This window comes from Parabacteroides sp. B2-S-102, from assembly GCF_023656665.1.
Lineage (GTDB): Bacteria > Bacteroidota > Bacteroidia > Bacteroidales > Tannerellaceae > Parabacteroides > Parabacteroides distasonis.
Genome location: NZ_JAMOKM010000006.1, coordinates 17,110 through 40,390, shown reverse-complemented (window position 1 = coordinate 40,390; position 23,281 = coordinate 17,110). Strand labels below are relative to the sequence as shown.

At 52.2% G+C, this 23,281-nt stretch carries 29 protein-coding genes; 10 read left to right on the top strand and 19 right to left on the bottom strand.

Features of this window, described 5'->3' with window-relative positions:
• The first annotated feature begins 16 nt into the window (after positions 1–16).
• Complete coding sequence (glgP, locus tag NBH07_RS09750) at positions 17–2,587, top strand: alpha-glucan family phosphorylase (RefSeq protein WP_250833505.1); 2,571 nt, start codon at positions 17–19, stop codon at positions 2,585–2,587.
• 216 nt (positions 2,588–2,803) lie between these two features.
• Here the strand turns inward: glgP and NBH07_RS09745 are convergent, their stop codons facing one another.
• Positions 2,804–4,186, bottom strand: a complete 1,383-nt coding sequence (locus tag NBH07_RS09745) for an OmpP1/FadL family transporter (RefSeq protein WP_008780105.1) — start codon at positions 4,184–4,186, stop codon at positions 2,804–2,806.
• Positions 4,187–5,507: 1,321 nt separating this feature from the next.
• Between NBH07_RS09745 and NBH07_RS09740 the strand changes: the two genes are divergently transcribed.
• The 9 genes from NBH07_RS09740 to NBH07_RS09700 all read left to right on the top strand — a co-directional run bounded on the left by NBH07_RS09740 (position 5,508) and on the right by NBH07_RS09700 (position 9,155).
• Positions 5,508–5,723 carry a hypothetical protein gene (locus tag NBH07_RS09740; protein ID WP_007366490.1) on the top strand — a complete coding sequence of 72 codons (216 nt, stop codon included), beginning with the start codon at positions 5,508–5,510 and terminating at the stop codon, positions 5,721–5,723.
• Between the two features lie 11 nt (positions 5,724–5,734).
• The gene (locus NBH07_RS09735) at positions 5,735–5,956 is read left to right on the top strand and encodes a hypothetical protein (protein WP_007366491.1); all 222 of its coding nucleotides are present in this window, start codon (positions 5,735–5,737) and stop codon (positions 5,954–5,956) included.
• 13 nt (positions 5,957–5,969) lie between these two features.
• Complete coding sequence (locus tag NBH07_RS09730) at positions 5,970–6,392, top strand: PcfK-like family protein (protein WP_007366492.1); 423 nt, start codon at positions 5,970–5,972, stop codon at positions 6,390–6,392.
• Between the two features lie 2 nt (positions 6,393–6,394).
• A complete protein-coding gene (locus NBH07_RS09725; protein ID WP_014224642.1) occupies positions 6,395–7,684 on the top strand; it encodes a PcfJ domain-containing protein in 1,290 nt (429 codons plus the stop codon).
• Positions 7,685–7,708: 24 nt separating this feature from the next.
• A complete protein-coding gene (locus NBH07_RS09720) occupies positions 7,709–7,966 on the top strand; it encodes a DUF8466 domain-containing protein (protein WP_007366494.1) in 258 nt (85 codons plus the stop codon).
• 20 nt (positions 7,967–7,986) lie between these two features.
• Positions 7,987–8,220, top strand: coding sequence for a DUF3873 domain-containing protein (locus NBH07_RS09715; protein ID WP_007366495.1), 234 nt, complete (start codon positions 7,987–7,989; stop codon positions 8,218–8,220).
• On the top strand, positions 8,217–8,462 hold the full coding sequence (locus NBH07_RS09710) for a DUF6956 domain-containing protein (protein ID WP_007366496.1): 246 nt from the start codon (positions 8,217–8,219) through the stop codon (positions 8,460–8,462). The genes NBH07_RS09715 and NBH07_RS09710 overlap by 4 nt, the downstream gene beginning before the upstream one ends.
• A 45-nt stretch (positions 8,463–8,507) precedes the next feature.
• Positions 8,508–8,816: a hypothetical protein gene (locus NBH07_RS09705; RefSeq protein ID WP_007366497.1), complete on the top strand. Its 309-nt coding sequence runs from the start codon at positions 8,508–8,510 to the stop codon at positions 8,814–8,816.
• 117 nt (positions 8,817–8,933) lie between these two features.
• On the top strand, positions 8,934–9,155 hold the full coding sequence (locus tag NBH07_RS09700) for a DUF7688 family protein (protein WP_007366498.1): 222 nt from the start codon (positions 8,934–8,936) through the stop codon (positions 9,153–9,155).
• 63 nt (positions 9,156–9,218) lie between these two features.
• On the opposite strand, the gene NBH07_RS09695 is transcribed toward NBH07_RS09700, so the two are convergent.
• The 18 genes from NBH07_RS09695 to NBH07_RS09610 all read right to left on the bottom strand — a co-directional run bounded on the left by NBH07_RS09695 (position 9,219) and on the right by NBH07_RS09610 (position 23,116).
• Positions 9,219–9,746 (bottom strand): glycoside hydrolase family protein, encoded by a 528-nt coding sequence (locus tag NBH07_RS09695; protein ID WP_007366499.1) that lies wholly within the window; start codon positions 9,744–9,746, stop codon positions 9,219–9,221.
• Positions 9,743–10,246 carry a DUF3872 domain-containing protein gene (locus NBH07_RS09690; RefSeq protein ID WP_007366500.1) on the bottom strand — a complete coding sequence of 168 codons (504 nt, stop codon included), beginning with the start codon at positions 10,244–10,246 and terminating at the stop codon, positions 9,743–9,745. Before NBH07_RS09690 ends, NBH07_RS09695 begins: the two co-directional genes overlap by 4 nt.
• Positions 10,247–10,271: 25 nt before the next feature.
• Positions 10,272–11,141 carry a toprim domain-containing protein gene (locus NBH07_RS09685; RefSeq protein ID WP_007366501.1) on the bottom strand — a complete coding sequence of 290 codons (870 nt, stop codon included), beginning with the start codon at positions 11,139–11,141 and terminating at the stop codon, positions 10,272–10,274.
• Positions 11,142–11,149: 8 nt separating this feature from the next.
• The gene (locus NBH07_RS09680; protein ID WP_007366502.1) at positions 11,150–11,725 is read right to left on the bottom strand and encodes a conjugal transfer protein TraO; all 576 of its coding nucleotides are present in this window, start codon (positions 11,723–11,725) and stop codon (positions 11,150–11,152) included.
• A 2-nt stretch (positions 11,726–11,727) separates the two neighbouring features.
• A complete protein-coding gene (gene traN, locus NBH07_RS09675; RefSeq protein WP_007366503.1) occupies positions 11,728–12,714 on the bottom strand; it encodes a conjugative transposon protein TraN in 987 nt (328 codons plus the stop codon).
• A gap of 55 nt (positions 12,715–12,769) precedes the next feature.
• Positions 12,770–14,119: a conjugative transposon protein TraM gene (traM, locus tag NBH07_RS09670; RefSeq protein WP_007366504.1), complete on the bottom strand. Its 1,350-nt coding sequence runs from the start codon at positions 14,117–14,119 to the stop codon at positions 12,770–12,772.
• A complete protein-coding gene (locus tag NBH07_RS09665; RefSeq protein WP_007366505.1) occupies positions 14,100–14,408 on the bottom strand; it encodes a TraL conjugative transposon family protein in 309 nt (102 codons plus the stop codon). The genes traM and NBH07_RS09665 overlap by 20 nt, the downstream gene beginning before the upstream one ends.
• 6 nt (positions 14,409–14,414) lie before the next feature.
• Complete coding sequence (gene traK, locus NBH07_RS09660; RefSeq protein WP_007366506.1) at positions 14,415–15,038, bottom strand: conjugative transposon protein TraK; 624 nt, start codon at positions 15,036–15,038, stop codon at positions 14,415–14,417.
• 31 nt (positions 15,039–15,069) lie between these two features.
• Positions 15,070–16,074, bottom strand: coding sequence for a conjugative transposon protein TraJ (gene traJ, locus NBH07_RS09655; RefSeq protein ID WP_007366507.1), 1,005 nt, complete (start codon positions 16,072–16,074; stop codon positions 15,070–15,072).
• A 3-nt stretch (positions 16,075–16,077) separates the two neighbouring features.
• Positions 16,078–16,707 carry a DUF4141 domain-containing protein gene (locus NBH07_RS09650; RefSeq protein WP_007366508.1) on the bottom strand — a complete coding sequence of 210 codons (630 nt, stop codon included), beginning with the start codon at positions 16,705–16,707 and terminating at the stop codon, positions 16,078–16,080.
• 23 nt (positions 16,708–16,730) lie between these two features.
• Positions 16,731–17,111, bottom strand: a complete 381-nt coding sequence (locus tag NBH07_RS09645; RefSeq protein ID WP_007366509.1) for a DUF3876 domain-containing protein — start codon at positions 17,109–17,111, stop codon at positions 16,731–16,733.
• A 49-nt stretch (positions 17,112–17,160) separates the two neighbouring features.
• Positions 17,161–19,665: a TraG family conjugative transposon ATPase gene (locus NBH07_RS09640; protein ID WP_005850488.1), complete on the bottom strand. Its 2,505-nt coding sequence runs from the start codon at positions 19,663–19,665 to the stop codon at positions 17,161–17,163.
• Positions 19,662–19,994: a DUF4133 domain-containing protein gene (locus NBH07_RS09635; RefSeq protein WP_007366512.1), complete on the bottom strand. Its 333-nt coding sequence runs from the start codon at positions 19,992–19,994 to the stop codon at positions 19,662–19,664. The genes NBH07_RS09640 and NBH07_RS09635 overlap by 4 nt, the downstream gene beginning before the upstream one ends.
• A 10-nt stretch (positions 19,995–20,004) precedes the next feature.
• Entirely contained in the window at positions 20,005–20,316 is a 312-nt protein-coding gene (locus NBH07_RS09630) for a DUF4134 domain-containing protein (RefSeq protein WP_009016663.1), read from the bottom strand.
• Positions 20,317–20,518: 202 nt separating this feature from the next.
• Complete coding sequence (locus NBH07_RS09625; RefSeq protein WP_007366514.1) at positions 20,519–21,253, bottom strand: hypothetical protein; 735 nt, start codon at positions 21,251–21,253, stop codon at positions 20,519–20,521.
• A 20-nt stretch (positions 21,254–21,273) separates the two neighbouring features.
• Positions 21,274–21,621, bottom strand: coding sequence for a DUF3408 domain-containing protein (locus NBH07_RS09620; protein WP_028899187.1), 348 nt, complete (start codon positions 21,619–21,621; stop codon positions 21,274–21,276).
• A gap of 2 nt (positions 21,622–21,623) precedes the next feature.
• Positions 21,624–22,064, bottom strand: a complete 441-nt coding sequence (locus tag NBH07_RS09615; protein ID WP_007366516.1) for a DUF3408 domain-containing protein — start codon at positions 22,062–22,064, stop codon at positions 21,624–21,626.
• A gap of 2 nt (positions 22,065–22,066) precedes the next feature.
• Entirely contained in the window at positions 22,067–23,116 is a 1,050-nt protein-coding gene (locus NBH07_RS09610; protein WP_007366517.1) for a ParA family protein, read from the bottom strand.
• Between the last annotated feature and the right edge of the window lie 165 nt (positions 23,117–23,281).

Sequence of the window (23,281 nt, the reverse complement as noted above, 5' to 3'; positions counted from 1 at the left end):
TTTAAACTTCACGATAATGAAAATTAAGGCGAATAACGCAAACAGTCCTATTTGGAAGGACGTCTACTCACATACCAAGCTTCCACAACAGTTGGAACCACTTAATGAGATCGCTACGAATCTTTGGTGGGTATGGAATCATGAAGGCGCTAAACTATTTGGCAAGATCGACAAACAACTTTGGAAATCCACAGAAGGTAACCCTGTACAGCTATTACAAAGCCTTTCACACAAACGTATGGAAGAGATCTTAGCAGATAAGGAGTTAATGGCTGAAATCCAAAAGGTATACGCTGATTTCAAAGCTTATATCAATGTAAAACCCGACAAGACACAACCGTCTGTAGCCTACTTCAGCATGGAGTACGGTTTGACCAATGTATTAAAGATTTACTCAGGTGGTCTGGGAGTATTAGCCGGTGACTACTTGAAAGAGGCCAGCGATAGTAATATCGATTTATGTGCCGTAGGTTTCTTGTATCGTTACGGATATTTCACACAGACTTTGTCCATGGACGGTCAGCAGATCGCCAATTACGAGCCGCAAAATTTCAACGCCCTGCCGTTGACTCAGGTATTGCAGTCGAACGGAGAGCCAATGGTATTGGAAGTTCCTTATCCGGGCAGAACCGTTTACGCTCATATCTGGAAAGTTAGCGTAGGTCGTGTACCTTTGTACTTAATGGATACGGATATACCTCAGAACAGCGAATGGGATCGTTCCATCACGCACCAATTATATGGTGGCGACTGGGAGAACCGTATGAAACAAGAGTATTTGTTGGGTATCGGTGGTATCATGATGCTGAACAAGTTAGGTATCAAGAAACAGATTTATCACTGCAACGAGGGACACGCCGCTTTGATCAACGCTCAGCGTTTGGTAGACTATATCCAAAACGACGGCCTTTCATTCAACCAAGCGTTGGAGGTAGTTCGTGCTTCCGCCCTCTATACGGTACACACTCCGGTTCCGGCAGGTCACGATTACTTTGACGAGGGTTTGTTCGGACGTTACATGGGTGAGTTCCCCGGCAAGTTAGGTATTAGCTGGCAAGACTTCATCGATATGGGACGTGAGAACCCGGGCTCTAACGAGAAATTCTCCATGAGCGTATTCGCCTTGAACACTTGCCAAGAGGCTAACGGCGTAAGCTGGTTGCACGGTAAGGTTTCTCAGCGTATGTTCGCCCCGGTTTGGAAAGGTTACTTCCCGGATGAACTGCACGTTGGTTATGTAACGAACGGTGTACACATGCCGACTTGGGCCGCTACGGAGATGAAGAAATTCTATGCGGATAAATTAGGCACGAAGCTTTTCGAGGATCAATCAAATCGCAAATGTTGGGAAGGAATCCAGAATGTATCCGACGAGGAAATCTGGAATCTCCGTATGACCTTGAAGAATAAATTGATTGATTACATCCGTGTTCAATATAAAGATAGCTGGTTGAAGAACCAAGGTGATCCTTCTAAGGTAGTTTCCATCCTTGAGAAGATCAATCCGAATGCCCTATTGATTGGTTTCGGTCGTCGTTTCGCTACTTATAAGCGTGCGCACTTGTTGTTCACGGACTTAGACCGTTTGGCCAAGATCGTTAACAATGAGAAGTTCCCGATTCAGTTCGTATTCACCGGTAAGGCTCACCCGGCTGATGGTGGTGGTCAAGGTTTGATCAAACACATCGTAGAGATCTCTCGCCGTCCGGAGTTCTTAGGAAAGATCATCTTCTTGGAGAACTACGATATGCGTTTGGCCCGTCGTTTGATTTCTGGTGTAGACGTATGGTTGAACACGCCGACTCGTCCGTTGGAGGCTTCCGGTACTTCCGGTGAGAAAGCCGAGATGAACGGTGTATTGAACTTCTCCGTTCTTGACGGTTGGTGGTATGAGGGTTACGTAGAAGGCGCAGGTTGGGCATTGACCGACAAGCGTACTTATGAGAACCAGCAATACCAAGACCAATTGGATGCGGCTACGATCTACCATTGCTTGGAAACTGAGATCATCCCGACTTACTACGCTAAGAACAGCAAGGGTTACTCTCCGGACTGGATCCAATATATCAAGAACTCTATCGCCAAGATCGCTCCGGATTATACGATGAAACGTATGTTGGACGATTATGAGGATCGTTTCTATCACAAATTGGCTACTCGTTCCGCTCATATTTCCGCTAACAACTACGAGATCGCTAAGCAATTAGCTGCTTGGAAAGAGGAAGTTGCGCAACATTGGGATAGCTTCCAAGTGGAATCTTTCACTTGCGACCAAGATTTGACGGTGAATGGCCCGGTTGTAGGAAAAGAATACAACTTCAATTTGGTAATCGACCGTCATGAACTACAAGGTATGTTAGGTGCTGAAATGGTTGTCATGAAGGAAGATCCGGAGAAACACACGCTGTCACCAATCAATACCGCTCAGTTCGAGTTGATGAAGGAAGAAGGCTCCAAGTTATTCTTCAAGTTAACGACCACTCCTTCCGAGGCTGGTAACCATAAGATAGGCTTCCGTGTATATCCTGTAAACAAGGAGTTGCCTCACCGTATGGACTTCGCTTATGTACGTTGGATTCAGTTATAATCGGCAACAAGTAAAACAAATAATCAAGAAAGAGGATGCGTCATGCACCCTCTTTTTTTATGCCATACCCAGCTATGCTTTACAGCGACTAAAACCTATGGTTACGAGCCGTAATGCATAGGGTTTCATATAGTCCGTTGAATACCCATGAATTAAAAAAAGGAAGCCACACGACAGGCAGCTTCCTTTTTCAATAGGATACGAATATTTTCAAGCTTAGAAAGCGTAGTCCAAACTTAATCCGAACACCTTGTTGGTGCGGCTATACACATTCTGCCCAGGAAGTCCCGTGCCGCAGTAGTTGTCCATCTTCTTGGTATAATCGTGGTAAGTTGTCCACATATATCCCACGTTCAAAGCCATTTTTTCGCTCAACATCACTTTAGCACCAAAGCCCAGCGAATAAGAATCGCAGGAGAAACTAACATCACTTTGGAAATTATCAGACAAACCATAATCTGTAATTTGAGCGCCACCGCTAATGGTCAATCTCTTGACAACATCCCACTCTATACCAAACAGATACTCATTCGTACCTCTTTCCAGTTCCTTCTGCTTTCCACCGGCCATTCCCGCCTTCTTATCATCGAAGAAGTGATACTCAACAGAAGCCTTCAACATGGGCAAAAACCGATAAGAAGCTGCCACCGAAAGCATGGAAGGAATATCGTTCGGCGTATTTACACCATGCTTATAAGGGCCAACCAAACCTTCCGCACTGTCGGGATAATCCAACTTCTTGGTATTGTTTTCGATGTTCAAGTTCGTCTTAAACTCATATTTAGCTCCGAAATTGAATTTACCATATTTGACATCGACACCCAAAACCGGAGTCAACCCCCAACCTGTCTGGTCGCAATCCAAAGCCAGGTTCATTAAATCTGCTCCACCAAAATTCTGTTTTAATTTTGCATCCAGATACCCGTCATAGTTTCCTGAGAAATAGTTCATCCGGCCTCCGGCAAAGGCAGAAAGCCAATCCGTGATCTTGTATGACAGGCCAAGTTGTAGGGAATAAATATACTGTTTTCCGTCCATCGCACTGTTAATAGTATACATATCCGGCGTGACGATGGGACTTTGACCGCCAGTCTTTATATATTTCGCTACACTTTCCTGGAAGATACCGGCCATAGCAGCCGATTCGAACATTGGCAGACCATCGTCAAACGAAGCCTTACCACCTCCACCTGTAATGGCAAAGAAACCGGAGATCGTCCAATCACCTTTTTTGTAAGCCGCAAAAACACTCGGAATCACGGGAGCGGCAGCCTTTCCTTTGTAATACTTTTTATAGGGAACGTCGCTCACTGTCGGCACCTTATTCACTGGGTCGAAACCATTGTATGTACTGAAAGAGGCATCGATATCCCGGGTCTGGAAAGCACTTTGGATACTCACACCAACGCGGAAACCGTCTGTCGGCAAAAAAGAAAGACCCGCCGGGTTTGACAAAGCGCCGTCTATATCAATTGCAGCACCTCGCGAAAGTGACCTTAAAAAGGCTGCATGCTGATTCGTATTCGTCAAATATCCTCCAGCGAAAGAAACCAAAGGCATCATCATCAATGCCGCACCTAATACTACTTTTTTCTTCATGTTTTACTTTTCTTGATTACAAAACGGTCGCAAAGATAAATACTTTTTTCAAACACTGCACACTTTTAATAAAAATGTGCCGCACAAAACAACAAATACTGTGCAAACACATAAGACTAATTAACAATAGAAGAGCCGCAAAAGTAGTAACGTGAAATCATGTATTAGTTATAATCAGCAAGAATCATCCCAACCAGAAAAGAATATATACAGCAAGTACTAAAGAAGATATACTTACTTTACCCAAAAAGATATACTACAAGTGCCAAGTAAGTATAACTTCTATTTTTCCGAAATAAATCGTATATTTGTCTCTAGAAGTTACGAAAAGAGTGTAATTTATTGGAACTGAGCGTAGGTTAATTGCTCATGATAGTAATAGGTTACGATTTAGTTAGTTATCTACTGCATCATCCTTCTGCGCGTTGCGTAACCTTCAAAGAACTCTTCGTATGCAAAAGTAACAATAAAACGGGAGATTTTGAAATGAATCTCCCTAATTTTTTCTTCTCATACAAGTTTTTCCGTAAAAGCGGTTTTGTCCGTCGGCACACCATCGCCCAAAAGGATTTTGGTCGAACGTATGCCGACTACGCATAAGCGGAGAAAAGGGCTTTGCCTCACGCCTAAACAACAGTTTAGACTAATGATGCAAGGCCCATTTCTTTTGTGCTTATGCCAAAGAGGTGCTTTTACGGGTTTCTGACGATTTTTCTTTTTCCACTGTTCCTTTGAGCCGTAAGCGGAAAGCCGTGTCTGACCGCCCGATCCATAAATGGAACAAGCCGTCACACACGGCAGGCAAACCGGGAAGAATGATTTTATCCGTCCGACCGTACACGCTCGGCCAGACATATAAAATCATACTTCCTTGCCGGTGGTTTGCCCGGTTTCACGCCTCCGGCTATGTCCCTTTTCCTTTTGGCGTTTTCCCTTTTTTACGGATTTCTCTTTTGAAGTTTTCCTGTCCAATCTGCCTCCACTTCCGTTTACCTCCATTTTCGCGTCTTTCAGTGAGCCGCATCAGATAGTCATTTCCGTTCTGGGCGCAAAGGTAATTCCGGGATTGGACGGGAATGCAAGGTCAAGCCTCCTGTTTTCGGAAAAAATCTCCAGCCCTGCGGGTAGTATTTTTCCCGAAAAACCTTGCATTCCCTAATCCCTACCTTTTCAAGCACCCGAAACGAAAACGACCGATGCGACAGAAAGACGCATAAAAAAAATGTCGGATAAACGAGAGGCAGATAAGATAGTTTGAAACTCAACTCCCTCAGCTCTTGAATCCGCATTAAAAAACAAAAAAATCAAAAACAGCGAAGATATGACGGCAACGGCAAATTTCAGACAAATGGCGCAGTACATAGGGCTTGCGATATGCGGCTTGATGGTACGCACCGCCTTCGGGATGTTCGGCATCTTTTGGGGCATTATTAGAGAGATTGTAAACGGAGTGTTCCGAGTGGCGATAGGTGTAATCGTGGCTATCCTTTCCACTATTGCCTTCTTCGGCTTCATCCTTTGGTTATTCACCCTTTAACCCCTACTGACATGGCAAAGAGAAGCAGCAAAACGGCAGCGCAGCAGTGCAGATACTACGAGGTGGACAACATCTTCGTGTACATGGTGGAAACGTACATCAACGGCAACATATCCGTGTTCCGTGAACTCTACCGAGAACTGAACAAGGACGCACGGAGGGACTTTACAGACTTCCTTCTGAGCGAGGTAGAGCCGACCTATTGGAGAGAAATACTGAAACAGACAATCTAAAAAAGACAGCGATATGAAAGGAACAGAACATTTCAAGAGAACGATACAGATGTATCTGGAGCAGCGTGCAGCGGAAGATACGCTCTTTGCGAGGAACTACCGCAACCCTGCCAAGAACATAGACGATTGTGTCACCTACATTCTCAACTACGTGCAGCGGAGCGGTTGCAACGGCTTCACGGACGGGGAGATATTCGGGCAAGCCGTCCACTACTATGACGAGAACGAGATAGAGGTAGGCAAGCCCATTCAGTGCCAAGTGGCGGTGAACCACGTTGTGGAACTCACGGCAGAGGAAAAGGCGGAAGCACGGCAGAACGCAGTCCGCAGATACCAAGAGGAGGAACTCCGCAAGTTGCAGAACCGCAGCAAGCCGAGAACCGCCACCAAAGCGACCGCACAAGAAGTACAACAACCCAACCTATTCAATTTCTGATTATGAAACCGAGAACACCCATACAGCAGGAAGTCGCACGATTGAGCGAGCGACTGCCGAAATTGACCGCCACACAGAGGGCTTACGCTTTCCGCCATTGCTTCAAACATTACGCCATCAAGAGGGCGGACGGCACGAACATCTGCACCGAGTGCGGACATTCGTGGAGGAGTGAACACAACCTTGCGGACACCGTTTGCGGATGCACCTGCCCGCATTGCGGCATGGAGTTGGAAGCGTTGCGCACCCGAAAGAGCGTGTTCAGCGAGAACGAGTATTTCTGCATCATCACCACCTGCAAGCAGTACCAAGTGATACGCTTCTTCTTCGTCAAGTCCCAATACAAGGCAGGGCAGGCAGCCGGGTATTCCATTTATGAAGTGGTGCAAAGGTGGATTTCGCCCAAAGGCACAACCGTCACCATTGCCCGACTGCGTGGAATGTCCATACTTTACTACGACCTATGGGCGGAATACAGCGACATGGAGGTACGCAAGAACAACAAACTCCGTGCATACGATATAAACCCCGTCTGCACCTATCCCCGACAGCGTTTCATACCCGAACTGAAACGCAACGGCTTCAATGGCGAATACCACAACATACTGCCTTACGACCTTTTCACGGCTATCCTTTCCGACAGCCGAGCCGAAACGCTGTTGAAGGCAGGGCAATACCCCATGTTGCGCCACTATATCCGCAGTTCCTTTGACATAGAGAGGTATTGGGCATCCGTAAAGATATGTATCCGCAACGGCTACACCATTGCTGACGGCTCCATGTGGCGTGACACCATAGACCTCCTGCGGCATTTCGGCAAGGACACGAACAGCCCGAAGTACGTCTGTCCCTCCGACCTCAAAGCCGAACACGACAGACTTATGCACAAGCGCAACAAGGAGATAGAACGCAAGAAGTTGGAGGAACGCATCCGCCAAGCGAAGAAACACGAGAAGGCATACCGCAAACTCAAAGGCATATTCTTCGGCATCGCCTTCACGGACGGCACTTTGCAGGTGCGTGTGTTGGAGAGCGTTGCGGAGTTTGCAGCGGAAGGGACGGAACTGCACCATTGCGTGTTTTCCAACTCCTATTTCCTTGAAAAGAACTCTCTTATCCTATCCGCTACCATTGACGGCAAGCGCATAGAAACGGTGGAGGTTTCCTTGAAGACATTGGAAGTGGTGCAAAGTCGTGGCTTGCACAATTCCAATACCGAGTACCACGACCGCATTGTAAACCTTGTGAACAGCAACGTGAACCTTATCCGCCAGCGGATGGAAGCGGCATAGTATCAACCTATAATACCCAATAGTATGGAAGTAAAAATTGAAAGCATGGTTTGTCTGTGGGACGATAAAATCCCCACGATGTTCCTTGAATTTGTGAACCTCCTCACTCTTGCAACGAGTGAGGAGCAGTTAAGACGGAGTGTAAAGAACTTTGCCGAGAAGCACGGACTTGACAGGTTTTTCCTTTACGGCTTCGGTTCCCACCATTTCTACCTGCACCAACGCTACACGAGCGACCCCGAAATGGTGATGAAGAACAGAGTTTTGTCAGTACATTTTTAACCACCCTAAAATCAACGATTATGGCAACACGGATGACCATCAACGGAGTAAGCACCTGCACGGAAGCAGGTACGGAGAAATACGAGCGTTTCCAATTAGGTATCGGCAGACGCAAGCGGACACTTGTGCAGTACGACTACCGCCACCCCACAGACGGAGAGTTGTTCTCTTGTGTCAAACCCACATTGGACGAGTGCCGAGAAGCACGGGATGAGTGGCTCACGGCAAAGGAAGGAAAGGAGGACAGACGATGAACGCAGCCTATCAAACGCTGATAGTGAAGTTCAGTGAGCCTATCAAAGTATTGGACGGCATCTTTGACGATGCCGAAGCGTGGGGAGTTGATACCCTAAAAGGGTGGATAGACGACTACGAGAGCAGCAGGTTTACCGCCATCAACAGCCATACGGCAGTCATCACAAGCGAGTACAATATGGAGTGCCTGATGGAATGGTTGAAACGAAACACACCCATTGCCGAGATAACAGAATGTTAAACAAGTTGGCGGTGTCCGCACCGCCAACCTACAACCAAGAAAAGCATGATAGCGAAGACTATTTTACAGCAGATAGGCGGCAGACGCTTTGCCGCCATGACGGGAAGCAAGGACTTTATAGATATGGGTAACGGACTGCGCATGAGCCTTGCGAGGAACAAGACGAGTGCCAACCGCCTTGACATCATCTACGATGCCGGCTTAGACCTCTACAATATGCGTTTCTACCGCAGGACGTTCAGCAAAAAGACATTCGAGTGCAAGACGAAGGACATCGAAACACACGATGGCATATATTGCGATATGCTGGAAGAAATGTTCACGATGGTAACAGGACTCTACACCCATTTTTGAGTGGCGGCGGACAAAGCCGCCCTACTTTCTTTCGGTGAGCATGACGGCGGACAAAGAAAGTAGCAAAGAAACCGCTGTCCCAATCTACGATAGTATTCACAAAAACAAGTTTCAATCATGGAAGAAATCAGACAGAACGGAAAAATCATCCTGCACAGCGATGACGGAACAAGCATAAGGATGATTTTCAAAAACCTCACGGGCAGGATTTTTCAAGGTCAGGAATATGTGGAGTATATCCGGCATATCGCAATCGGGGAGATGGGATTTTCGCCCGGCATCATAGAGCATTGCAGGGACGGTGAAGTAATCGGCAAAGGAAAAATCCCGAATGTATGAAAAGCGGAAACTCCGATGAAGTTGCGGCTTCATCGGAGTTTCATTTGTCAGGCATTTGCCATGTTACGGAATGTACAGCAGCGCAAACTCCGCCTTTCTCCGTTTGAGCAGCATGGCGTGCCGTTTCCCCTTGTAGTTGCAGAAAGCGATATATTCCCGGTAAATGTTCCTGTCGCCCGCCTCCAATTTTCGGATCAGCGTGCTTTTGGGTATCTTCCCGCTCCCCAAAAGCCGGTATGGACCGACATTGTAGGCGAGCGTGGCAAGGAGCAGACTGTCACGCCCGAACTTACGGAACATGGCGCAGAACTTACGCAAGTCTTTCCGCAGGAGTGCGTCCGCCTGCCGCTTCGTCATGGTGCGTGCCGAATACCTTTCCCCCGGCTGCACCTGATGACCCCAGCCCACGTATGGGTGGTGTTTCTCCGAGTGCCAGCCTTCAAAATACTTCGTACAGCGAACCGCCCGCTCAAAAGGCGGCAGGCGGTAGATTGCCGCCTGCCTGTCCGTCCCCTTCCGACGGCTGTCCCGTGCGGACACGGAGCAGACCGCCAGCAGCGAACAGAGGATAGCCATGAATACACGCATCATCTTGGCAGAGGTTTGTAATTGCCTATGGGGATGACGGTCTGAATGTCGTCCTTCACGTTCCGGTTGTTGAAGTCAAATTCCAATTCGTAGGAATTTTTGAAATTGTCCTCCACCACCACGATGAAGTTGTGCGCCTCGTCGCCCTCAGCCGTATAGTACAGCCGGAACTTCTCGTTTTCGAGCAGGTAGCGGTCATTGGGCAGAAAAGTAATGCCGCCCGCCATTTTCAGCGTGCCTTCCCCTTCGAACTGGAAATACCGGATGGTGTAGAGCGTGTTGGCGTAATCGCCCGTCCTTTTCAGTTCACAGCGGATTTCCACCGTCTGCCCCTTTGTGACCTTGTTCGGTACGGGCATCGTTTCCACCGTGAACGGATAGGATTGCTGGATGTCCATGTCATCGTCACACGATGCGAGCGTGAGCGACACGGCGGCGAACAGGCAGAGTGCCAACGCCTTGAAGATGGATATTCTCTTGTTCTTGTTGTTCAGTATGTTCATTGTCCTTTGATTTTTAAGTTATTGTTCATTTCTTTTTTGCTGTCAGTTGCAGATACTCGTTCAAGTCCTTGCAACCGTCATAGAGTGCGGAACAGTTACAGACACGTCCGCCGTAGTGTCCTTTGAGGGCTTCCAGCGTCCTCCGCCCGGCTTCGTCACGGTCGAGGAAGCAGTCGATGCGCCCGTACCCGTCTAAGTGTTTTACCGCCTTACCCACGTTGGCGACGGAGTTCAGCACAAGGCTGTCGCCTGTTTCCAATCCAAGCGTGGCAGCGGAAAGGAAGTCCATAAATCCTTCAAATAAACTGCACACGCCAGTCGGAGAACTTTCCATTTTGACCAGCGACACATCCTTCGGCGGCACGCAACCCTTGAAATAACGGCTCCGGATTTCATAGCCGCCAACCACGTTCTGGAAACCGATTGCGAAATACCGTTTTCCACGCACGCCGTAGTTCAAGCGGCAGCAGTGACGGGATGCAACGGCATAAGGGATGCCCCGTTCCGCCAGATACTCTGTTAATGGTGAGCGGAGCAGTGGGACGGCTTCCACCCCCTCAAAGGCAGGTTCGGACGGTTCCGGCAGGTACAACGGCTTTTCCGATGCGACAAACGGCATACGGGCGGTTTCCGCTATGAATCTTGCCTGCGCCATGAAGTCACCGCTTCGGGCAAACTCCCCGGCAAGCGTGAAGATGTCACCGCCCTTGCCCAAACCGAAGTCGTACCAGAGCCGTTTCGCCACGTTCACACGGAAAGAGGGCGTGCGCTCACTGCGGTACGGCGCACGATACCAAAGTTCGTTTCCGCTCCTTCGGACAGGCTCATGCCCCAACCGCGCGAGAAAGTCCGCGAGGGATATTTGCCTCATGGTGTCTATATCCGTCCGTTCCATGCCGCGTGTCAGTTGATGACGAACTTGATGCCCACCCCGAATTGGGTATGGAACTTCTTCGTGTCGCCACCCCACAGGCAACGCTCCCGGAGGTTGGCGAGCAGGGCGATACGGTCAGCCACGTAAAACTCTACATCGAGCGTCAGCGCACCGCCGTAGATGAAGGCGTCCCGGTCGTGCAGTGTCGAACCGTCATGCAGCACTTTTTCGCCCCAATTCACCGATTCATACCCGGCGAGAGCCGAAGCCCCCGCATAGACGAACACGATTTTACGGGCATCGGAAAGTATCTTGAAATAGTAGCCGCCTTCCGCCGTGAACTGCGCCACAGGTATGGCGGTGTCCTTGTACGGGTTGTTTTTCAGGAGATACTCACCTCCGAACACCCATTTGTTCCCCTTCTTCGTGTAGGTGGAGAGAGCCGCCCCGAAACTGTACCCGCCGTCGTTGCCGCCGGGTTTGAAGCCGTCCGCCAGATTCGCCCTGACCTCGATGCCCTGCATCTTCGGCAGGCATCGCTGGGCGTGCGCCTGCCCCGTGAACAGGGCAAGCGACGCGATGATTATTGCGATGTACTTTCTCATGGTCAGCGCACTTGAAGTTCGTTGATGGTATTGGCGCGCACCAAGTCCTCGTTCTCGATCACGAAGGACTGGTGACGGCCGCCGTTCTTCTCGTTCAGCTCCACCACGAGGCACTTGCCGTCGGGTATGGTGAACTTCGCCATCGTGAAGACCGTGCGTTCGCTTTTTTTGCCCGGCACGAGCGTGGCGTAGTTCTGCGCGCGGAGCGGCAGGATGATACGCTCCTGCACGGCGGTACGCTTCGCCACCTTCTTGTCCACGATTTTCCATGTGATGTAGTCCACATCGAAAGGCACGTTGCTCTGGTTCTTGATTTCCGTGTGGAAATACAGAAGCCCGTTGTGCGTGTAGATGCCTTTCAGAAGGTACTGGATGCCGAAACGCTTGCAGCCGATATGCTTCACCTCACGTTTGTTCTGCTTGTGGATGGACTTCATGATAAGGCGCACCAGCATCGGACTTTCGCTGCCTAATTCTTTCAGGTAGATTTCCTGCGCGTTGTTCGGACGGTTCACCGCCTCGCCGTCATGGATGAAGTCGCACATCTCCACGTTGAGCAGCAGCGGTTCGGCGGCGTATTTCACGTTGAAGGTGTAGAAACTCCCGTCCTCCGTGATGACGGACATGTTGGTTTCGTTCGGGAAATTCCTCACGGTAGCCTTCACACGGATGACGTTCTCCGCTCCGTCGGCTTTGCCCGCAATCAGGTCGGGCGAGCCTAAATCGACATAGCGCACCTCCGCCGGGAAGATGACATGCACGGTCTTGTCGTAGGTCACTTCCAAGCCGTGCGGGGGAACCATGCGGTCAAAGCCCAGCTTTCTCGTCAGACCGTGATACAGGTCGCCGTCCGCCTCCTTCTGCGGATAGACCTCTTTTGTCAAGGTCAGTTCTTCACTTCCGTTGGTCGTTTCAACGGTTACGTTTTCCTGCGCGTTGGCAGTTGCGATGCCCATAGCGAGGGCAAACATCATGATTACTTTTCTCATTTTACTTTGAATTTAGTGGGTTGTTGTTATTGATTGGATTTCTTATGATTATACATCAGTTCTTCTCCTGATAGAGCATGACCCTGTACCCGGCTTTCAGATGCACTTTGACGGTGCGCATCTTCTTGGCAATGTACTGGCTCGTGCCTTGTATCAGCCCCTTGCCCAAGTCGGAGGCGAGCTGCGCCCCGGCATTGGTGGAGATGTTGATGCTACTGCCGAGCGAACCGCCCATGTTGGCGGCAACCTCCCTGACGGCGTTCATCTCCATCGAGTTGGGGATGAATATGCCGGGCTGCCCGTCCGTGTCATAGACCTCCAACTCCACCGGGATAACCGTACCGTCGTGTTCCAGCGAGGTGATTTCGATGCCGAGCCGTTCACCCTGAATCTTGGCTGCGCCGACCACCACCGCATTACGGGGGATGATCCGGTCTGCTACCGCCATCGGCTCCAACAGCCGCAACCTGACCGCCTGCCCGTCCGTCACGCTCTGCGCCCCATAGACGCATGCCGGTATGGTGTTCCTGTCCGGTACGGTTGTAACGCCCACCGCCGTGTTGAAACTGCGGTTGCGTTCCTGCGAGAAGGAAGCGACAAATTCGGCATTGCTCATGGGCTGTCCGAGCGAGGACACCACCTGATGCGTCACTTGCCTGACGGGTTTTGCCGTGTTCTTTCCGGTTTTCTGCACGGGGGACGGCTCTGCGGTCTGTCCCGCTGCCGCCTGCGTGCCGTTCTGACCGCCCATGTACTTCGCCGCCAGTTCGTAGGATTTTTCCATGAGTGCCACCTGCTCGTCCATCGTGGAGCTTCTCTCTTTTCCGCTTTCCAGTTCGGATTCGAGGGTGGCGATGCGTTCCAGCAGCTCGTCCATCTCCGCATTGTCGTTCTTCGGCTGCTCGTAGAAGTTGCCGAGCGTGGCATTGAGGTCACGGTAGGCGGCTGCCGAGGACTGGATGGTCTTCGGTGCTGGCTTCACCGCCTCTTCCGTTCCGCCGGGATTGGCAAGGTCGAAGTCGCTGTCCCCATCCGCTTCCACCGTTTCGCGGTCGAACAGGTCGCCCAACTGCTGCATGGCGCGGCTGCGGTTCTCCTGCCGTTCCTCCATTGCCCCCTGCTCGTAGGCTTTCGCCTTGTCACCGATAATCCGGCGGTTCTCCTTGTCCGCATCGGGCATCTCGATGTTGTAGCCGCTTGTTCCCGGCTCCTGCTCCTTGCCGGAGGACGGGGCGAATATCAGCCACATAGCCCCGATGAATACCAGCACCATAGCGGGAAGCACTATCATTTTCTGGCGTTTCAGCCGTTGGGCTTCGGTCAGCGGCTTGCGCTCCTTTTTCGGCTTGTCGTTGCCGGGAGCCGCCTTGTTTTCGTTCTTGGGTTCATTCTTCGTCTGTTCCATATAAATAAGGTATTACATTGTGATTGTTATCCGGCTTCACGGACAGTTCCACCTGTCCGGCATGGTCTATCTCCATCCGGCTGCCGTCATTCCTGCCGATGTCATAGACGGCTTTACCGAAGGTGTAGAGGGCAAGTGCGGCGAATGCGATGAGCATCGCCAGCACGATGCGCCTGCGTGTCTTCGGCGGCAAGCCGTCCAGATACCCTTTGAGCCGTTCCACCAGCATTTTCTTTTTGTCGTGGAGTTTCCAGTACGCACTCCACAGTGATTTCTTGATTTTCTTCATGTCCGTTTACCTTTTGATGGTTTGTAAATCTTTGTTCTCGATGATGGTGAATCCCTCGATGGTGAACCCGTTGGGGTTGTCGTCCGAACGGGACGAGTTCAAGAGGCGGCACGTGGTCACGAGGCTGCGCTCTGTGACGTTGCTCTGCCGGATGATTTTCTGCGTGGCGTAGGTCACGGTGCGGTAGGGATAGCCGTTGAAGTCGCACACCACGCTGTCCACCTTCAGCACTTGGTTGATGTTACCGGCGATGATGCGGTTGTAGTACCCCTTCTCGGCGAAGTCCGAATAGTAGTTGTACACGCTCTTGTCTGCCAGCAGCAACGCACGCTTCACGTTGTGTTCTATCGCGCTCTTTTCGGGCGAGAGCGTGAAGAACAGCTCGTGGAAGCGGCGCACATGCTCCCTCGCTTCCGCCGGACGGTTCTGCGAGAGGTCCTGCGAGAGTGCCAGCATCAGCGACTTGCCGTTGTCCAGCACATAGATCTTTTCCCGCTGCCGCTCCGCGAAGCGGTAGGAACTCCACACGCTCCATACCGTTATCACTGCGCACAGCGAGAGGAAGACGATACCGAACAGGCGTATCTGCCTGAACGATGATTCGATGTTTTTGAGTGACTTGAATTCCATTTTACTTTTTCCGTTTATAATTCCACATTGATTATTTCAGCAGTTTCCCGGCACGTCCGACCATGTTGCCTGCGGTAGCACCCGCCACGCTTCCCGCCATGCCTCCGGCGCGTCCCGCCATCTGGTTCACGTTGCGCCCGTAGCCGCCCATGCCCCCGGCTTGGATGATCCAGCCCGCCACCGTCGGAATGGTGAAGTAGCCGATGATGCCGATTATCATGAACACGATATACACCCCGTCGCTGGAATCCAGCGAGAAGTTGGGGTCGGTCTGCATGCGCTCGATGTCGCTCTGGAGCATCAACACCTGAATCTTGGCGAGTATGGTGCTGAATATGTCCGACACGGGCAGCCACAGATAGACCTGAATGTAGCGGCATATCCACTGCGTGAGCGTGCTTTGGAAGCCGTCCCACACCGATATGGCGAAGGCTATCGGACCGAGTATCGCCAGCACCACGAGGAAGAAGGTGCGGATGGTGTCTATCACGAGGGCGGCGGCTTGGAACATCAGTTCCAGTATCTCGCGGAAGAAGTCGCGGATGCCCTTCTTCATCTTGTACATCCCCCGGTCGATATACATCCCCGCCATCGTCACCATGTCGGAGGGCGACCAGCCCAATTCCTCCAGTTGCTTGTCAAACTCCTCGTTGGACACGAGGTAGGCGGTTTCGGGGTTGCGCACCATCGCCTCGTATTCCAGCCTGTCCTTCTGCTCCCGGTACTTGTTCATGTCCAAAGTCTGCGTTTCGAGCAGTTTCGCCGTACCCTGCACGACGGGCGAGAGGACGCTGTTTATCGTGCCAAGCACCACCGTAGGGAAGAACATGATGCACAGACCGACGGCAAAGGGACGGAGCATCGGGAAGACGTCTATCGGTTCGGCTCTCGCCAACGACTGCCATACCCGGTAGGCGACATAGAAGAGCGCGCCCAGCCCGGCGATGCCTTTCGCCACGCCCGCCATGTCGGCGCACAGCGGCATCATCTGCTCGTAGAGCGAGCGGAGAATCTGGTGAAGGTTGTCGAACTCCATAGGCTACCAGTATCTTTCGTTCATGCTCCCGTACAGCCCCATGATGCGGTCAAGGTCGTTTTTCTTCTTCGCACGCAGGTAGCTCACGCTGATATTCTTGTTGGTGTAGTAGCTCACGAGGTTGCGGTAACGCTTCATCTTGGAGTGGCAGCGTTCCACCACGTCCATGCGCTCCTTGTCCGTCATGGAGAGCGTGGTGATGTTCACCACGTTCTTCAACTCCGTAAGCACGTCATTGGATTCCTCCAGCAGCTTCGTGTACCCGAAGGCGATGGCTCCGAGTTCCTCCACCGTGAAGTTGTCGTCGCGCAGCATCTTCTGGAAGCTGGTCACGTAGATGTCCGTGATGTCGCCTACCATCAGTATGGTCTGCTGCACCTTGCGGGCGTCCTTGACCAGATTGTTCACGGATTTGAGGGCGTCGTAATACTTCTTGCCCTGCTCGTAGATTTTCACCGTTTCCTGAAAGTTATTCACCATGTTCGTGGCGGTCTTCGAGGTGTGGATGATGTTCTTCGAGGCATTGATGATGCCCTGCGCCAGATTGCCCGGATCGCTCACGACCCATTGGGCGGAAGCCCTGCCCGCGAGAAGCAGGCACAGGCAGATGACGAATGTTATTCTTGTTCTCATGTTTCTTTGGATTTTAGCGGTTCTTATTTTCCTGCCGGAGTTTCCGGCTGCGGCTTCACACGCACGTAGTCCCCGTTCGGTGAGAAGGTCAGCACGTCGGTGGCTTCGTTATACGCCACGTCGATGCGGAAGCCGGTGTTCATGAACAGGTTGCCGTTCTCCTCCTGCAAGAGGTAGGTTTCCGGTTTCAGCCTGCGGCGGATGCCGCTCCGTTTGAATACCGTCACCTTGTAGGCTTCGCCCTCCTTGTAGATAAGCACGTCGGGCTTGCCCTCCACGCTTTCCCAATTCCCGCACAGCAGGTCGCGGCGGTTCTCCGCCACGTCGCAGGATTGCAGCACCATGACCGCCAATCCGATCAGACACTTGCTGACTTGCAGCATCTTCATTCTTGATATGCTCATACGCTTTTCTTTTTTCGTTGATAAATCTGTTTTACCGATTATTGATTACTTACTGCTTGTTTCTCCGTCTTTCGGCAAGCTGTCGGATGGCGGCTTCGATGTCGCCGCCCAATTGCTCCGCCAGACGGTACACCTCCACCTTTTCCGTTTCCTCGGTGGTGTACGCCAGATACTCTTCCGCGCTCACCTCGGTGGCATAGACCGCCGACTGCGTGCCGCCCAAGCCTATCCACACCTCCTTGTAGAGCCGTGAGGGGTTGTTCGCCATGTTGATGGAGAGTATCTGCGACTTCTCCTTCTCCGTCAGTCCGAGCAACGCCTGAATCTGGTCGAACTTGTTCATGTACTTGCGCTGGTCAAGCAGGATTTTACAGTCCGAGTTGTTGATGATGCTCTCCTTGACGACGGGCGAGGAAATGATGTCGTCCACCTCCTGCGTCACCACGATTGCCTCACCGAAGTATTTGCGCACCGTCTTGTACATATAGCGCAGGTAATCAGCCATGTTCGCCGACGAGAGAGCCTTCCAAGCCTCTTCCACGATAAGCTGCTTTCTCACACCTTTCAGACGCCGCATCTTGTTGATGAAGGCTTCCATGATGATGATGGTCACTACCGGGAACAGTTCGCGGTTGTCCTTGATGGAATCGATCTCGAAGACGATGAACCGTTTGCCCAGCAGGTCGATGTTCTCCGCCGAGTTGAGCAGGAAGTCGTAGCGTCCGCCCCGGTAATACTGCCGCATGGTGGTGAGCATGTTGTCGATGTTGAAGTCCTCCTTCTCCACCTTGATGTCGCGTTCCGCCAGTTCCCTGCGGTAGTCGTCGCGCATGTACTCGTAGAAGGTGTTGAACGAGGGGACGATGCTCCGGTCAGCCCTGATGCGCTCGATGTAGGCACTCACGGCACTGCCCAATTCCCCGCTTTCGGTTTTCGTCACCTTGTCGTCCTCCGACTTCCAGAGCGTCAGCAGCAGCGTCTTTATGCTGTCCTTTTTCTCCACGTCGAACACGTAGTCGTCGGTATAGAACGGGTTGAAGCTGATGGGCTTCTCCTCCGTGTAGGTAAAATACACGCCGTCCGTGCCGCCCGTCTTGCGCCGTATCATCTCGCATAGCCCTTGATAGGAGTTTCCCGTGTCCACCAATACCACATGCGCGCCCTGCTCGTAGTATTGCCGCACGAGGTGGTTCATGAAGAACGACTTGCCACTGCCCGAAGGACCTAATACGAACTTGTTACGGTTCGTGGTGATGCCCCGCTTCATCGGCAGGTCACTGATGTCGAGGTGCAGCGGTTTTCCCGTGAGCCTGTCCACCATCTTGATGCCGAAGGGCGAGAGCGAGCTGCGGTAGTTGGTTTCCTCCGTGAAGAGGCACACCGCCTGTTCGATGAAGGTGTGGAAACTCTCTTCCGCCGGAAAGTCCGCCGCGTTGCCGGGCATAGCCGCCCAATAAAGTGTCGGGCAGTCGATGGTGTTGTGGCGCGGCACGCACTCCATGCTTGCCAGCTGGCTGCCCACGTCGTTCTTTATGTGCTTCAGCTCTTCCGCGTCGTCGCTCCACGCCATGACGTTGAAGTGCGCCCGCACCGAGGTCAGCCCGTAGGAGTGCGCCTCGTTCAGGTAGCGGTCTATCCACTCGCGGTTGATGCTGTTGCTCCGGCTGTATCGGGATAACGACTGCATATTCCTTGCGGACTTCTCGAATTTTTGAAGGTTCTCCTCGCTGTTGTCGATAATCACGTACTGGTTGTAAATGTGGTTGCAGGAGAGCAGCAGCCCCACCGGGGAGGCGAAGGAGAGGCGGCAGTCCGAGCGGTCGGTGGAGAGTTTCTCATACCGTGTGTCGGTAGCCACCGTGCCGGGAAGGTCTTCCGCGTCGGACAGGGTGTGCAGGCACAGGCGATTGTCGCCGATGCGCATCTCCCGTGCCGAGAGGTCTATGTCCTGTAACGTGGCGTCGCCTTCGGGCATGAGCGAGAAGTAACGCTCTATCAGTCCGGCTTTGCCGTCTGTCCCCACGATCTCGTCGGTGGAGAGGCGGCGCAGCCTGACAAAGCCGCTGTCGTTGATGATGCGCTCGAACTGTTCCGCAGCCTCCATGAACTTCGCGGCTGTTTCCTTGTCCAGTTCCTTCGGGATGATATGCCCCCGGCACAGCGTGCTGAAATTGCTCTGCATCCGGTTACGCTCCTTCGTCGTCTTGGTCAGGTAGAGGTAGCACGTGTGCTTCAGGTACGGTCGCTCGTTGAAGTGCCGCTCGAAAGAGCGGCTCAAAAAACTCATGTCGTCCTTGTGAAGTTCCGGCGTGTACTTCTCCTTGATGAACCAGTCCTGCTTGTGGACGACGGAGAAGTCCGGCAGCACCTTGATCGCCTTGCACCAGCAGCCGTGTATAGCCTCGTACTCCGCACCCGTCACGGTATAAAGCTCCGGCAGTTCCACCTCGAAAGCCACCGTGATGTCGGCGTCTTTGGAGATGATGCAACCTTGCTCCACCGCCAATAGCGGGAACTTGTTTTCCAGTGTTGTCATTTTGGATGTATTCCTCATGTCGTTTCTTCCTTTCGTTTCCGTTTGAATAATCGGGTGATCCGCCGCCGGTTGATAAGGTATCGGGGATGGCTCCTTGTTGCCCCTAATTTCATCAGTCCGTGTTCGCCGTACCGGGCGTTCAGCGCGAAGGTCTGCCATACGAGGATGGAAGACGATGCCACGCCGAAGCCGATACATACCCACTGGTCGATGCCGACCATGTAGAGGATGACGAACAGGACGAAGAGAGCCAGCAGACCTCCGCAGAAGATGAAGAGGTACTGAGCCTTCAAACCCTTGAACTCTACCGGACGGCCGATACCCTTGTTTATCGGGTATTCAGCCATACATTGTTTATTAAAGGAAGAATGAGCGCAGGATGGTGGCGGCGACAATCAGGAAGATGCACGCCCCGAACCACGAGGCGGCAGTCTTGGATGTGTCGGGATCGCCGGACGAGAATTTCCCATACACTTTCACGCCCCCGATAAGCCCGACTACCGCGCCGATGGCGTAGATGAGTTTCGTGCCGGGGTCGAAGTACGAACTCACCATAGAGGTGGCTTCGTTGATGCCCGCGATGCCGTTTCCCTGCGCGAAGGCGGAGGCGGTTGCGGCAACCAGAAGTGCCGCAGAGAGGATAAGTTTCTGTCTGTTGTTCTTGTTCATAAACTGTTCTTGTTTTGTGCCGTCCAAAGGGTGGATGGTCCTTTGTCGGGCGGTTGATACTCGATTACTTTACTTTGGTTTAGTGGGTTGCCCGTTTGTTTCTACGGACTTGGGTGTGTCCGTTGCGAATTGGCTGTACCTTGTACCGCCGTGCGCGTGGGTGATGCCGTCTTACGTTTTCATTCTCATTCTTTTTTAGTCGTTATACATAGTTGCGGATGTCGAAGTTCTCAATACTGTCCGGGACGACAAAATCCTTTTTCGGTTTATTCTTCTTCAGCCGGATTTCGATAAGTCCCTTGATGCGGATGCTCATTTCAGACGAGCCGGTCATCAGCTTCTCGTACAGCTCCGTCCCTTCCATGTCGGTGAAGACCTTTGCCGCCCGCTCCCGTTCCGTCGTTGTCGCTTCCGGGTTCTTGGCGGTTCTGACCGCATCGTCTATCTCGTCGAAACTGCTTCCCGATGCCCTCGGCGCGTCGGGCGTTTCTTCCTCCGGCTCGTCCTCCCCGAACTCCAGTTCCGAAGGCGTGAGGCTCGTGAAGGTTTCGTCGAGTTTATCCTCCGGGACTTGTGCGGGACGGGACACGGTTTCCGTGTTTCCGTCGTCAAAAGTAGTCTCTTCCTCCGTCAGCTCAATGCCTTTTTCCGAAGTGGCGGCTTCTTGCGTCGGTATGGCAGCGGTTGTCCGGGGCGATGCCATCCTGAAACGGCTCTTGCCGATGATGTCCGGGGTGTCTGCGGGCGGTGTGTCCCTTACCGTTTCGGGCTTTGCCGCCGTGCCGCCCAACGACCGCCACACTCCGGCTATGCTTCTTAGGAAGCGGACAAGTCTGGTTTCCATGATCCTGTCATAAAGGAGCAGGAACAGGAACCACAGGTTGCAGCCGACCGATACGGTCAGCAGAATATCAGTCATGCTTATTGTTTCACTCATGCACGTTCTCTTTTTGAGGGTTAAAATACTGCGTCGTAATTCTGGGCGTAAAGGCTCTTTATCGCCTCCTCGCACTGGTTGAAGTGGTGCGTAAGCACATGGTCGATGTAGGCGGACAGCGACAATTTGTCATGCCCGATCACACGGGTGATGCGCATGATGCGGTCGTGGTACTCCGGACGCACATACGCCATCTTTCCCTCGCGTGCCTTCACTTCGGCTTCACGGATGAACAGCCGTTCATAGTCCTTTTCACCGCATTTGCCGCCTAACGGCACGGGGGATAGGATTTCCACACTCGCCTGCACTTGGGCAAGCATACCGCCGCCGTCATGCTGCGGACTTCTGTTTTTCTGGTTCTTTTCCATATTCAAATCAAGTCTTCACGTTGTTTCTTGTACAGTTCGTTTATTTTCTCCTTGTGCTGTTCCAGATGTTGGCGCAGCACGGTGTCCACGTAGCCGCCTACCGAGATTTCACGCCCGGCGATGTCGTTCACGATTTTGAGAATCTTGCTGTGGACATCGCGGCTGATATAGACGCACTGGCGCGTCTTTATCTCGTTGCGGCGGAGGAACAGCCCGGAATAGTCGTCCTCCTGCCGTTTGCGGCGGACAGTGTCCCTCTGCGGTTTTTCCTTTGCCGTGTATTGCGCGGGCGGCGGTTCCGTTTCAGGGACGCTTTTTTCTTCGGGAGCAGGCGCGGGCGGCTCCTGCGCGTGGTACAGGGTCCCGTCCTGCCTGCGTCTGCCGATGGAGGCTATCAACAGTTCCTCGTCAATGCCTTCGGTGTTCACTTTCCTGCTGCCCATGATTATTGAGGTCTGATGATACGGCTTATCTCTTCCGAGAACTCACGGATGCCGCTCCCTTTCAGCAGGGACGCATCCATCGGGAAGATGGTCGAGCGGAACACGCTCTTGCGCTCTTCCGAGAGGTCGCGCCGGAACTTCTTGCTGTCGGGCAGGCGGGTGGACAGCACCGGCAGCCCCATCTCGGCGATCACATCCTCATACAGGTCGTAAAGCCCGTTCTTCTCCCTGCCGTCCACCATCGTCCAGAACAGGTACAGCCCTTTTGTTTTCGCCTGTCCCGTCGTCATGAGGTTGTCACGGAACATCACAGCGAATTGCAGGGTGCTTTCCACGACAAAACGGTCGGCACTCATGGGCGCGAAGATGTAGTCCATCTGCGAGAGGGTCTTGACCACGCCGTTGCTTTTCAGGGTTCCCGGCATGTCGAAAAACACGATGTCGGGTTTCACCTCTTCTTCGGCAAGCATCCTTTCGGCATCATCGAGGGCGTTAAGGGCGTCGCTTGCGATGACCGGGTAGGCGTTCTTCCTTATCTTGCGGAAGTGGTCACACGCGAGTGCCTTGAAATAGAGGCTCCCGCCGATAAGTCCCGTTTCACGTTCACGCAACCCGTGTATGCTGTGCTGCGGGGTGTCGCAGTCTATGACTGCGACATTGTGTCCTTTCACGTTGTGGAGGTAGTTGGCGGCAAGTGCCGTGACGGTGGATTTGCCGATACCCCCTTTCTGTGTTGCGAATGCAACGAATGTTTCATTACTCATGGTTCTGTTGGTTTTAATGGTTGATGAATTGTTTTCCTGCTCCGATACGGAATCGGTGACATGTATATCCGCGTCCGCGAATCTCTGACTGTCCGGTTCGTCACGTATCCGCTTCAACGGTGGGGCAGGGATTCGGATAACTGATGAATGACGACATTGCGTCATGAAGTCATTGAATCCGTGAATCACCGCGTCATTGTAAAACCGGGTATCCGAAGGTTCGGGTATCCGGTCAGGCAAATAGCCGCCGAAGCGGTTTGCCGGGTATTTGAAAGCCTCATTTTTCATATCTTCAAATCGTTCGTTTCTTGAATCATGCTGCAAATAAACAAGGATATTTTTGAACCTGTATCACTTCCCCGACAAGTGGCGGCATGTTGCGCCGGTTGGCACTGATTGTCCGGGTCAAGCCTCTGTCCGATACCGCTTTAAGGGCGTAACTTTGCACCCGAA

Coding starts and splice junctions, on each gene's coding strand:
- glgP (WP_250833505.1), top strand. CDS start 17: ATGAAAATTAAGGCGAATAACGCAAACAGTCCTATTTGGAAGGACGTC.
- NBH07_RS09745 (WP_008780105.1), bottom strand. CDS start 4,186: ATGAAGAAAAAAGTAGTATTAGGTGCGGCATTGATGATGATGCCTTTG.
- NBH07_RS09740 (WP_007366490.1), top strand. CDS start 5,508: ATGACGGCAACGGCAAATTTCAGACAAATGGCGCAGTACATAGGGCTT.
- NBH07_RS09735 (WP_007366491.1), top strand. CDS start 5,735: ATGGCAAAGAGAAGCAGCAAAACGGCAGCGCAGCAGTGCAGATACTAC.
- NBH07_RS09730 (WP_007366492.1), top strand. CDS start 5,970: ATGAAAGGAACAGAACATTTCAAGAGAACGATACAGATGTATCTGGAG.
- NBH07_RS09725 (WP_014224642.1), top strand. CDS start 6,395: ATGAAACCGAGAACACCCATACAGCAGGAAGTCGCACGATTGAGCGAG.
- NBH07_RS09720 (WP_007366494.1), top strand. CDS start 7,709: ATGGAAGTAAAAATTGAAAGCATGGTTTGTCTGTGGGACGATAAAATC.
- NBH07_RS09715 (WP_007366495.1), top strand. CDS start 7,987: ATGGCAACACGGATGACCATCAACGGAGTAAGCACCTGCACGGAAGCA.
- NBH07_RS09710 (WP_007366496.1), top strand. CDS start 8,217: ATGAACGCAGCCTATCAAACGCTGATAGTGAAGTTCAGTGAGCCTATC.
- NBH07_RS09705 (WP_007366497.1), top strand. CDS start 8,508: ATGATAGCGAAGACTATTTTACAGCAGATAGGCGGCAGACGCTTTGCC.
- NBH07_RS09700 (WP_007366498.1), top strand. CDS start 8,934: ATGGAAGAAATCAGACAGAACGGAAAAATCATCCTGCACAGCGATGAC.
- NBH07_RS09695 (WP_007366499.1), bottom strand. CDS start 9,746: ATGATGCGTGTATTCATGGCTATCCTCTGTTCGCTGCTGGCGGTCTGC.
- NBH07_RS09690 (WP_007366500.1), bottom strand. CDS start 10,246: ATGAACATACTGAACAACAAGAACAAGAGAATATCCATCTTCAAGGCG.
- NBH07_RS09685 (WP_007366501.1), bottom strand. CDS start 11,141: ATGGAACGGACGGATATAGACACCATGAGGCAAATATCCCTCGCGGAC.
- NBH07_RS09680 (WP_007366502.1), bottom strand. CDS start 11,725: ATGAGAAAGTACATCGCAATAATCATCGCGTCGCTTGCCCTGTTCACG.
- traN (WP_007366503.1), bottom strand. CDS start 12,714: ATGAGAAAAGTAATCATGATGTTTGCCCTCGCTATGGGCATCGCAACT.
- traM (WP_007366504.1), bottom strand. CDS start 14,119: ATGGAACAGACGAAGAATGAACCCAAGAACGAAAACAAGGCGGCTCCC.
- NBH07_RS09665 (WP_007366505.1), bottom strand. CDS start 14,408: ATGAAGAAAATCAAGAAATCACTGTGGAGTGCGTACTGGAAACTCCAC.
- traK (WP_007366506.1), bottom strand. CDS start 15,038: ATGGAATTCAAGTCACTCAAAAACATCGAATCATCGTTCAGGCAGATA.
- traJ (WP_007366507.1), bottom strand. CDS start 16,074: ATGGAGTTCGACAACCTTCACCAGATTCTCCGCTCGCTCTACGAGCAG.
- NBH07_RS09650 (WP_007366508.1), bottom strand. CDS start 16,707: ATGAGAACAAGAATAACATTCGTCATCTGCCTGTGCCTGCTTCTCGCG.
- NBH07_RS09645 (WP_007366509.1), bottom strand. CDS start 17,111: ATGAGCATATCAAGAATGAAGATGCTGCAAGTCAGCAAGTGTCTGATC.
- NBH07_RS09640 (WP_005850488.1), bottom strand. CDS start 19,665: ATGAGGAATACATCCAAAATGACAACACTGGAAAACAAGTTCCCGCTA.
- NBH07_RS09635 (WP_007366512.1), bottom strand. CDS start 19,994: ATGGCTGAATACCCGATAAACAAGGGTATCGGCCGTCCGGTAGAGTTC.
- NBH07_RS09630 (WP_009016663.1), bottom strand. CDS start 20,316: ATGAACAAGAACAACAGACAGAAACTTATCCTCTCTGCGGCACTTCTG.
- NBH07_RS09625 (WP_007366514.1), bottom strand. CDS start 21,253: ATGAGTGAAACAATAAGCATGACTGATATTCTGCTGACCGTATCGGTC.
- NBH07_RS09620 (WP_028899187.1), bottom strand. CDS start 21,621: ATGGAAAAGAACCAGAAAAACAGAAGTCCGCAGCATGACGGCGGCGGT.
- NBH07_RS09615 (WP_007366516.1), bottom strand. CDS start 22,064: ATGGGCAGCAGGAAAGTGAACACCGAAGGCATTGACGAGGAACTGTTG.
- NBH07_RS09610 (WP_007366517.1), bottom strand. CDS start 23,116: ATGAAAAATGAGGCTTTCAAATACCCGGCAAACCGCTTCGGCGGCTAT.